This is a genomic window from Pseudomonas sp. JV449, from assembly GCF_032424295.1.
Taxonomy (GTDB): Bacteria; Pseudomonadota; Gammaproteobacteria; order Pseudomonadales; family Pseudomonadaceae; genus Aquipseudomonas; species Aquipseudomonas marginalis.
The window spans coordinates 22,123-30,561 of record NZ_VYKD01000011.1; the positions used below are offsets into that span (position 1 = coordinate 22,123).

The 8,439-nt window shown below is 63.9% G+C and carries 8 protein-coding genes; 3 read left to right on the forward strand and 5 right to left on the reverse strand.

The annotated features are described in order from the left end of the window. Positions 1-121 precede the first annotated feature (121 nt). Together F6S08_RS11955 and F6S08_RS11960 are read right to left on the reverse strand one after the other, a co-directional pair. Complete coding sequence (locus F6S08_RS11955; protein ID WP_074846110.1) at positions 122-1,120, reverse strand: NAD(P)H-quinone oxidoreductase; 999 nt, start codon at positions 1,118-1,120, stop codon at positions 122-124. Beyond that, positions 1,117-2,349, reverse strand: a complete 1,233-nt coding sequence (locus tag F6S08_RS11960; RefSeq protein ID WP_315871637.1) for a YbfB/YjiJ family MFS transporter — start codon at positions 2,347-2,349, stop codon at positions 1,117-1,119. The genes F6S08_RS11955 and F6S08_RS11960 overlap by 4 nt, the downstream gene beginning before the upstream one ends. A 112-nt stretch (positions 2,350-2,461) precedes the next feature. Between F6S08_RS11960 and F6S08_RS11965 the strand changes: the two genes are divergently transcribed. Together F6S08_RS11965 and F6S08_RS11970 are read left to right on the forward strand one after the other, a co-directional pair. Further along, positions 2,462-3,337, forward strand: coding sequence for a LysR family transcriptional regulator (locus F6S08_RS11965; RefSeq protein ID WP_065926246.1), 876 nt, complete (start codon positions 2,462-2,464; stop codon positions 3,335-3,337). 79 nt (positions 3,338-3,416) lie between these two features. Next, positions 3,417-3,803, forward strand: coding sequence for a DoxX family protein (locus F6S08_RS11970; protein ID WP_065926247.1), 387 nt, complete (start codon positions 3,417-3,419; stop codon positions 3,801-3,803). 143 nt (positions 3,804-3,946) lie between these two features. On the opposite strand, the gene F6S08_RS11975 is transcribed toward F6S08_RS11970, so the two are convergent. The 3 genes from F6S08_RS11975 to F6S08_RS11985 form a co-directional block, all read right to left on the reverse strand. Further along, the gene (locus F6S08_RS11975; RefSeq protein WP_315871638.1) at positions 3,947-4,765 is read right to left on the reverse strand and encodes an alpha/beta hydrolase; all 819 of its coding nucleotides are present in this window, start codon (positions 4,763-4,765) and stop codon (positions 3,947-3,949) included. 89 nt (positions 4,766-4,854) lie between these two features. Further along, positions 4,855-6,246, reverse strand: coding sequence for an alginate export family protein (locus F6S08_RS11980; RefSeq protein ID WP_065926248.1), 1,392 nt, complete (start codon positions 6,244-6,246; stop codon positions 4,855-4,857). Then, positions 6,243-7,139, reverse strand: a complete 897-nt coding sequence (locus F6S08_RS11985; RefSeq protein ID WP_065926249.1) for a VOC family protein — start codon at positions 7,137-7,139, stop codon at positions 6,243-6,245. Before F6S08_RS11985 ends, F6S08_RS11980 begins: the two co-directional genes overlap by 4 nt. Positions 7,140-7,286: 147 nt before the next feature. Here F6S08_RS11985 and F6S08_RS11990 point away from each other — a divergent pair, with 147 nt between their 5' ends. Then, positions 7,287-8,354, forward strand: a complete 1,068-nt coding sequence (locus F6S08_RS11990) for an NAD(P)-dependent alcohol dehydrogenase (RefSeq protein ID WP_065926250.1) — start codon at positions 7,287-7,289, stop codon at positions 8,352-8,354. The last annotated feature ends 85 nt before the right edge of the window (positions 8,355-8,439 follow it).

Sequence of the window (8,439 nt, forward strand, 5' to 3'; positions counted from 1 at the left end):
CCAGCCATTTAAGAAGGAACACTATAACTGTGGTGAGCGGGCTTTTTGTGGTGAGCGGGGCAAGCCCGCTCACTACAGGTTACTGCTTGACCGTCCCGCATTTTTTTGTGTTGCCTGCTGGTTACTCAACCCGCAACACAATCTTGCCGATATGGTCCCCACCTTCCATCCGCGCATGGGCCTGGGCGGCGTCGGTGTATGCGTACACCTTGTCGATGATCGGCAGGCAACGCCCGGCCTCCAATACCGGCCAGATGTACTCGCGCAACTGTTCGGCAATCGCGGCTTTTTCAGCCTTGCTGCGCGCACGCAACAGCGAGCCGGTAATCACCGCGCGCTTGCCGAGGATGCTCAACAGGTCGACGTCGTTGGCCTTGGCGCCGCCGAGGAAACCCAGCATCACCAGGTGGCCGTCCATGGCCAGGGCCTTGAGGTTGTTGTTCAGATACGAGCCGCCCATGATGTCGAGGATCACATCCACACCCTGGCCGTTGGTCTGTTGCGCGATGACCTCGGCAAAATCCTGCTCGCGATAATTGATCGGCTCCCCGCCCAGCTGGGCAATGGCCGCGCATTTGTCGGCGCTGCCGGCGGTGGCGAAGGCCTGGATGCCGAATTCGCGGCACAGCATCAGCGCGGTCGTACCGATGCCGCTGGTGCCGCCGTGGATCAGCACGCGCTGGCCGGTGTGGGCATCGCCGAGGCCGAACAGGTTGGCCCACACGGTGAAGAAGGTTTCCGGCACGGCGGCGGCTTGAATCCAGTCCATGCCTTCAGGAATCGGCAGCGCCTGGCTGGCGGGCACCGTGCAGAACTGCGCATAGCCGCCGCCATTGGTCAGGGCACAGACCTTATCGCCCACGGCGAATTCGCTCACGCCGTCGCCCAGCGCGGCCACTTCGCCTGCCACTTCCAGGCCAGGCAGCGGGTTCATGCCGGGTTTCATCGGGTACTTGCCGGCGCGTTGCAGGGCGTCGGGGCGATTGACACCGGCCGCATGCACGCGAATCAGGATCTCGCCGGGGCCCGCCACCGGTACATCTGCCCGGCGTGGTTGCAGCACCTCGGGGCCACCGGGGGTGGTGATTTCGATCAGGGTCATTTCTTTGGGAAGCGTCATTTCAGATTACCTGCAGCGATGAGCGTATGGATTGGGACCGCGTCGGACGGCCGACGGTTCAGCAGGCGCATGCCCGGTTCCAGGGCCAGGGCGACCACTATCGCCCCCGCGGCGATCATGAGCAACAGCGCATGCTGGCCTCCGCTGACGTTGAACAGGGCGGAATAGGCAAACCCCGAGAGCGCCTGGAAAGTCGCAAAGGACACCGTGGCACGGCTCCACGCGACCTGCTGCTGATGATGGTTGGGGAGCAGTTCGTGCACCCGCGCCAGCGCCAACGGCACGATGCCCGGCGGGAAAGAACCGAGGATCACCGCGAGCACCGCCAGGCCAGTCAACGAGCCGGCAAACGGCAACGCACCGACGGCAATCGCCTGCACCACCAGCACCACGCGGATGCTCAAGCGCGCCCCCAGTTTATCTGCGAGGAACCCGTAAGTGACCGGCCCGACAATCGACCCCAGGCCGTACATCACCCAGATCATCGCGCCGATATGCGCCCCGGCCCCCAGGCCACGGGCCACGTAATCCACCAGGAACACCATCGCCGGTACCAGCCCCGCGGCCATAAAGGCGTATTGGGCGAACAGCAGGTACACGCCGGAAGGCGTTGCTACGGCCGCGCCGGATGGCGGCGCGTCTTCATGCAGCGTGCCCGCAGGCCAGGCGAACCAGCTGGCGGCGGTCAGCACCAGGGCCAACAGGCCGAGGCCGAGCCAGGTCTGCTGCAAACCCAGGCTCAGCAGCGGCGGCACAAGGGTGCCGGAGCCGGCGATGCCCAGGCCGATGCCGAGGAAGATCGCCCCACTGGCCAGACCCCGGCGTGCGGCCGGTACATGGGGCAACACGGTCGCCGCCACCAGCACCATGATTGCGCCACCGGCAATCCCCGACAGCAGGCGCCAAGCGAAGAACCACACCACCGACAGCGGGAAGCCACAGGCGAAGAACGCCAGGGTCACCGCAACCATCATGAGGCGCAGCGCTGTCCTGTTCGAGGTGCGCTGGGCGATGGGCCGCCCGATCAGCGCGCCGATCAGGTAACCCACCAGGTTGGCGGCACCGAGGTACACCACGTCATTGGCGCTGAACCATTGGGCCTGGATCAGCGACGGAATCAATGGCGTATAGGCAAAACGTGCCAGGCCGATGCTGACCAGGCTGGCGCACAGGCCTGCGAAGATCGGCAGCCACACGGAGCGGCGGGGTGGGGCGTGAGTGTCGAGCATGATGGCGGTCCTGGGTATTTTTCTCTGGTGCCCAGCATATCCAGGTTTTTGGATGCAATAATGCAGCGAAAACACGTCGCTGTGATGCAGATATGCAGCATAAGGAGGCAGCATGAATTGGGATGATGCACGGGTGTTCCTGGCGGTCTGCCGCGAGTCGACGTTGCGCGGGGCCGCACGGGTATTGGGGGTCGACCAGGCCACAGTCGGGCGGCGGGTCAACGCCCTGGAAAAGTCCCTGGGTGCCACGCTGTTCCTGCGCACCTCCGAAGGCTACGCCCTGACCGCCGTCGGCGAGGCCGCCCTGTACTCGGTGGAAAAAATGGAACGCTCGGCCCTGGAGCTGGAGCGCCAGATCCAGGGCCTGGATGACCGCCTGACCGGCACCGTACGGGTCAGCACCACCGACTCCCTGGCCATCGACTTCCTGATCCCGGCGATTGCGCGCCTGCACGTCCAGCACCCGGATGTGCGCGTGCAGCTCGACGCGTCTACCCAGTTCCTGAGCCTGGCCAAACGCGAGACCGACATCGCCGTGCGCAACACCCGCCCGGACAGCCCCGACCTGATCGCCCGGCGTCTCGCGCGCTGGCCGGTGGGGTTGTTTGCGTCCCAGGCCTATATCGATCGCCAGGGTACGCCGGAGCCGGGCAGCCTGTTTGAAGGGCATGATCTTGTGGTCTATCAACCGTACCTGCAAACCCAGAAGGACATGACCCTGGTCTCGGAACCCCTGGGCCGTGGGCGCATCGTCGCCGCCCTGAGTTCCAGCCTGTTGGTGCGCCGCTCTATCGCCGCCGGGATCGGCATCGGCGAAATCCCGATCCTCACCGGCGAGCGCGACGGGCTGGTACGCCTGTGGCCGGAGCGCGCGCGGCCGTTGCCTTACGACGTCTGGCTGGTGACCCACGCCGACCTGCGCCACACCGCACGGGTGCGGGCGGTGATCGATGAAATCGTCGCGGGGTTTGCCGGAACGGGGGATTAGTCAGCACAGGCTTGCAAGCATGCGTACCGCGCCGTGGACACAATCGACGTCGATAACCTGTCAACCCACCGGAGCGCATATGAACGAATCAAGACACCAGGACCTGGGGCTGTTGTTTCTGCGAGGCAGCGGGGCGCTGTTCCTGCTGTGGGTGCATGGCCTGCCCAAGTTGCTCAACTACAGCGAGCAGTTGAAGCAGATCGAAGACCCGTTTCACCTAGGCGCCCATGTCACCTTGCTGCTGGCGATTTTCGCCGAAGTGCTGTGCCCGCTGCTGATCATCGCCGGGGTGCTGGTGCGCCTGGCGTGCCTGCCGATTCTGGCGGTGCTGGTGATTGCTATGGTGGTGGTGCATCCGGAGTGGACGCTGCTGGAAGGGCAATTCGGCTGGCTGCTGTTGATCATGTTCACCAGCATCCTGATTGCCGGACCAGGGCGCCTGGCACTGGAAAAAAAGGCCGGGTAAACCAACTCCTGTAGGAGCGAGCTTGCTCGCGAAGAACTCGATAGCGACGCGTCAAATCTGATTTACTGCGTCATCGTTGACGATCTTCGCGAGCAAGCTCGCTCCTACAGGGGAGTGGCGTGCCGGCCAAAGGAGCGGGTGTTTCAGCGATTCAGGAACGCCAGCAGGTCTTCGTTCAGGGCCTGAGCGTGGGTCACGGCAAAACCGTGGGGCGCATCCTTGTACACCTTCAGCTCGGCGCCCTTGATCATCTCGGCTGCAACCTTGCCGGTGGTCTCGAACGGCACGATCTGGTCGCCGTCACCGTGGATCACCAGGGTCGGCACGTCGATCCTGGCCATGTCCGGGCGGAAGTCGGTCTCGGAAAAGGCGGTGACGCAATCCACGGTCGACTTGAGGGACGCCAGCATGGCGATCTGGAGGGTCTGGGTCAGCGTACCTTCGGAAACGACCTGGCCCTTGTTGATGCCGAAGAACGGCGTGTTGAAGTCAGCGATGAACTGCGCACGGTCTTTCAGCAACCCGGCCTTTATGCCGTCGAACACTTCGGTCGGCACGCCCTGGGGGTAATCGGGCTTCTGGCCGAAGATCGGCGTCACTGCGCCCAACAGCACCAGGCCGGCCACGCGTGCACTGCCGTGGCGTGCGATGTAGCGGGCCACGTCGCCGCCGCCCATGGAGAAGCCCACCAGGGTCACGTCCTTGAGGCCCAGGTGTTCGATCAGCTGCGCGATGTCGTCGGCGAAGGTGTCGTAGTCGTTGCCGGTCCACGGCTGGTCCGAGCGGCCAAAGCCACGGCGGTCGAACGCGATGGTGCGAAAGCCACGGCTGCTGAGGTATTCCATCTGGTATTCCCACATGTCGGCATCCAGCGGCCAGCCGTGGCTGAACAGCACGGGCTTACCGCTGCCCCAATCCTTGAAGTAGATCTGGGTACCGTCTTTGGCAACGAATGTGCTCATGGAAAACTCCTTGATTGAGGGACTGAAAAACCAGCCTCACTATTGCCCGAAACCGGGCCGGGGGCTTGTACGGGTGTGCTTGCCTGGGGTCACCAACTGAACTTGAGCTCGACCCCCAGGTAATTGCTGTCATCGCCGCCGGCATCGCGCAAGGTGCGGCCCACGGCGTAGTGCACCGCTTCAACCGCGCCGGTGAGGTTCGGCGTAAACACATAGTCGGTACGCAGCTGACCATAGGCACCGGTCCAGCGTTCACCCTGGCCTGCGGTTCCGGCGACGGGCAGGTTCGGCTGGGTGTACACCGCGTCGCTGGTGGTCTGGCGCCACAGCAGGCCGACGGCGGTCTGCACGCTGAGCTTGTCGATGGGCTTGACGGTGATCGACGGTTTGACGTGAATCAGGTTGCTGTAGCCCGTATAGCCGGCCAGGGAAAAATAGTAGCCGTTGGGGAACAGCGGGTTGAACGTGCCGACGGTGCCGTCACCGGTCTTGCGGTCGCCCGAGGCAATGTCCAGTTGCAGGCCGATGCGCGGCTTCCACGCCAGGCTCTCGAAGGTGTACCCCGTGCGGCTGCCCCCGGCCCAGGCGCGAATATCCTTGCTGCCCACCGAGCCGCTTTGCAGCATGGCTTCGATGTCCCAGTCGAACCCCAGGGCCGCACCGCCCAGGCGTGCGTCGAACAGGTGGCGGGTTTCATCGCCGTCCGCGTCGAGGTAATGCGCGGCACTGCGTTCGTACACGCCGTAGTAGGCCGACAGCTCATTCTTGCCGCCCACCAGCCGCTCGACCCGCAGCATGTGGAAGCGCGCGTCACGGTTGGATGTGTCGTCGAAGTGCCGCTCGTCCTGATACTGCACCGGCTGGCTGGCGATCCCGATAAAGCGCCAGTTGGACGTTTCCCAATCGGCCCACAGCGCATCGAAGGATTGCCGCACATTCGGGCCATCCCGCGATGAGATGAAACGCTGCAAGTCGAAGGCGAAGTCCTGGCGCCCGACACGGGCCTTGAGCGTGCCGCTGCCGAAGGCATTGACGTATTCGGCAAAGGCCAGGCGCAGATCGACGCGGTTCTGGTCGGCGCCGCCGACCGTGGTCTTGTCGTAGGCGCGTACGTCTTCCAGTTGGGTGAAGAGCCGCCAGTATTCGTTCAAGTGCAGGTCGGCGTGCACCTGGAAGCGCTGGATCAGGTAGCGATCTCGCTTCACGTCCTTCACCCCAAAACCACTGGCATCGTTCATCTCGAAGCGCTCACGCAGTGTCGCCCCCAATGACAAATAGGTGAACGGGTTGGCGCTGGACAGCGGGATGTACTTCAAGCTGTCCAGCGGTTGCGTGCGTAACGCCGGGTCACGCAGCACCGACCAGTCCTCCTGCCAGCGATTGGTCTTGATGGCCGGTCGTGTCGGTTGCTCGTCGGCGTGGGCGCTGCCGAGCAGCAGCGGCCACAGCACGGCCAGGCCCCAGCCTGTGCGGCGAATCATTTTGCGGCGTGGAGCTGGTGAATTTCCGCGACGTAGCCGCCGGGGAATTCCACCACGGCGCTGCGCCGGCCCTTGCTGTCAAAGGCCGGCACCAAGACCTTGGCGCCGGAACCGGTGGCCTTGCCCAGCGTGGCCGTCAGGTCAGGCACTTGATAACCGGTGGTCTCGTGGCCGAAGGGGTAGGGCAGGTGGCCGTTGGTGACCAGCACCGCCATGCGCCCGAATGGCGACTCGATATCGACGCGACGGTAAGTGCCAGTGGCCTGACCCACATCGACGCCAGGCGCGTGTTTGTCATCGGCCAGGACCTTGCCGTGGGAGAAACCCAGAAACGCTTTGATAAAGGCGTCAGCGCGATCGGTGGACAGGTACACGCGGTTTTCCGGCACGGTCTGGAACGCCGCGTAGTCCGGGGTCTTGGTGTGCCAGTAGAGCTGCATGTTCACGCCACCCGGCCATTGCACCACGGCGTCACGCCCGATCGGGTCCGGGAAGTCGCTGACGATAACGGCGGCGCCGTTTTCCCGCGCGGCGTTGAGCGCCGCGTCCATGTCCTTGACCAGGTAGCCGTTGCGTTCCTGGCCGAAGGGGTGCGGGATGGGTGTGGTGAAACCGAACAGCGACACCGTGCCCGCCGGCGTCTGCAGCAGTTGCGAGGTGGTGCTGCTCGGCACCGGCAGCACGTTCACCACCACCTGGGGCGTGCTCTTGCCGCCAAAGGTGGCGAGGAAACTCTGGGCGAAACGCTCCACATCCGCCGGGGCCACATACACGTGGCTGGTGTCGTATTGCGGCGCCACGGCCACGCTCGGGGTTGCCGCGAAGGCATTGCCCATCATTGCGCTCGCCAGCAGCGTCAATGCCACAGATACCTTGATTGCTTTGCTGCCCATGCCCACTCTCCAGCACTTCTACGGGATTGAAAGCCGTGAGGTTAGGGGCAGGGACGCGATGGAAATTGTACAAACGTGCTCGGTTGAACGGTTCAGCGTCTATGCTGGTCCACTGACCTCTACCGTCAGATCACACAGGTGAACGAAATGGCCAAGACCTACAGCTACGCCGCCCGGAACGCCACGGATGCCCTCAAGCCCTTTACCTTCGAGCGCCGCGCGCCGGGGGCGGACGACGTACAGATCGACATCCTCTACTGCGGCGTGTGCCACTCCGATTTGCACACCGCGCGTAACGAGTGGAACAACACCCTGTACCCGTCGGTACCCGGCCACGAAATCGTCGGCCGCGTGACGGCGGTAGGGGGCAATGTGAGCAAATTCAAGGTCGGCGACCTCGCCGGTGTCGGCTGCATGGTCGACAGCTGCCAGCACTGCGCTTCCTGTGCCGAAGGCGAGGAGCAATACTGCGAGAGCGGTTTTACCGGCACCTACAACGGCCCGGTGTTCGGCGGTGAAAATACCTTTGGCGGCTATTCGGACAGCATCGTGGTCAAGGAGAAGTTCGTGCTGCGCATCTCCCACGACGATTCCAACCTGGCCGCCGTCGCGCCCTTGCTGTGTGCGGGCATCACCACCTATTCGCCGCTGCACCACTGGAAGGTCGGGCCCGGCAAGAAGGTCGGTGTGGTGGGCCTGGGCGGCCTGGGGCACATGGCGGTGAAGATCGCCCATGCCATGGGCGCCCATGTCACGCTGTTCACCACCTCGCCCAACAAGCGCGAAGACGGCCTGCGCCTGGGCGCCGACCAGGTGGTGGTATCGAAGAACCCGGACGAAATGGCCAAGGTCGCCAACAGCCTGGACTTCATCCTCAACACCGTCGCCGCGCCGCATAACCTCGATGCGTTCCTCAACCTGCTCAAGCGCGACGGCACCATGACCCTGGTCGGCGCCCCGGACAGCCCGCACCCGTCGCCAACCGTATTCAACCTGATCTTCAAGCGCCGCAGCCTGGCCGGCTCGCTGATCGGCGGGATCCAGGAGACCCAGGACATGCTCGACTTCTGCGCCAGGCACGGGATTGTCTCGGACGTGGAGATGATCGACATCCAGGGCATCAACGAGGCGTATGAGCGCATGCTCAAGGGCGATGTGAAGTACCGGTTCGTGATCGATATGGACAGCTTGAAAAAGGAAAGCCACGCGGCTTGAAAACTGCTCCGGGAAACACTGGGGGCAATGTAGGAGGGGGGCTTGCCCTGATGCCAGTCAGTTAAGGAGGAACACTGTAACTGTG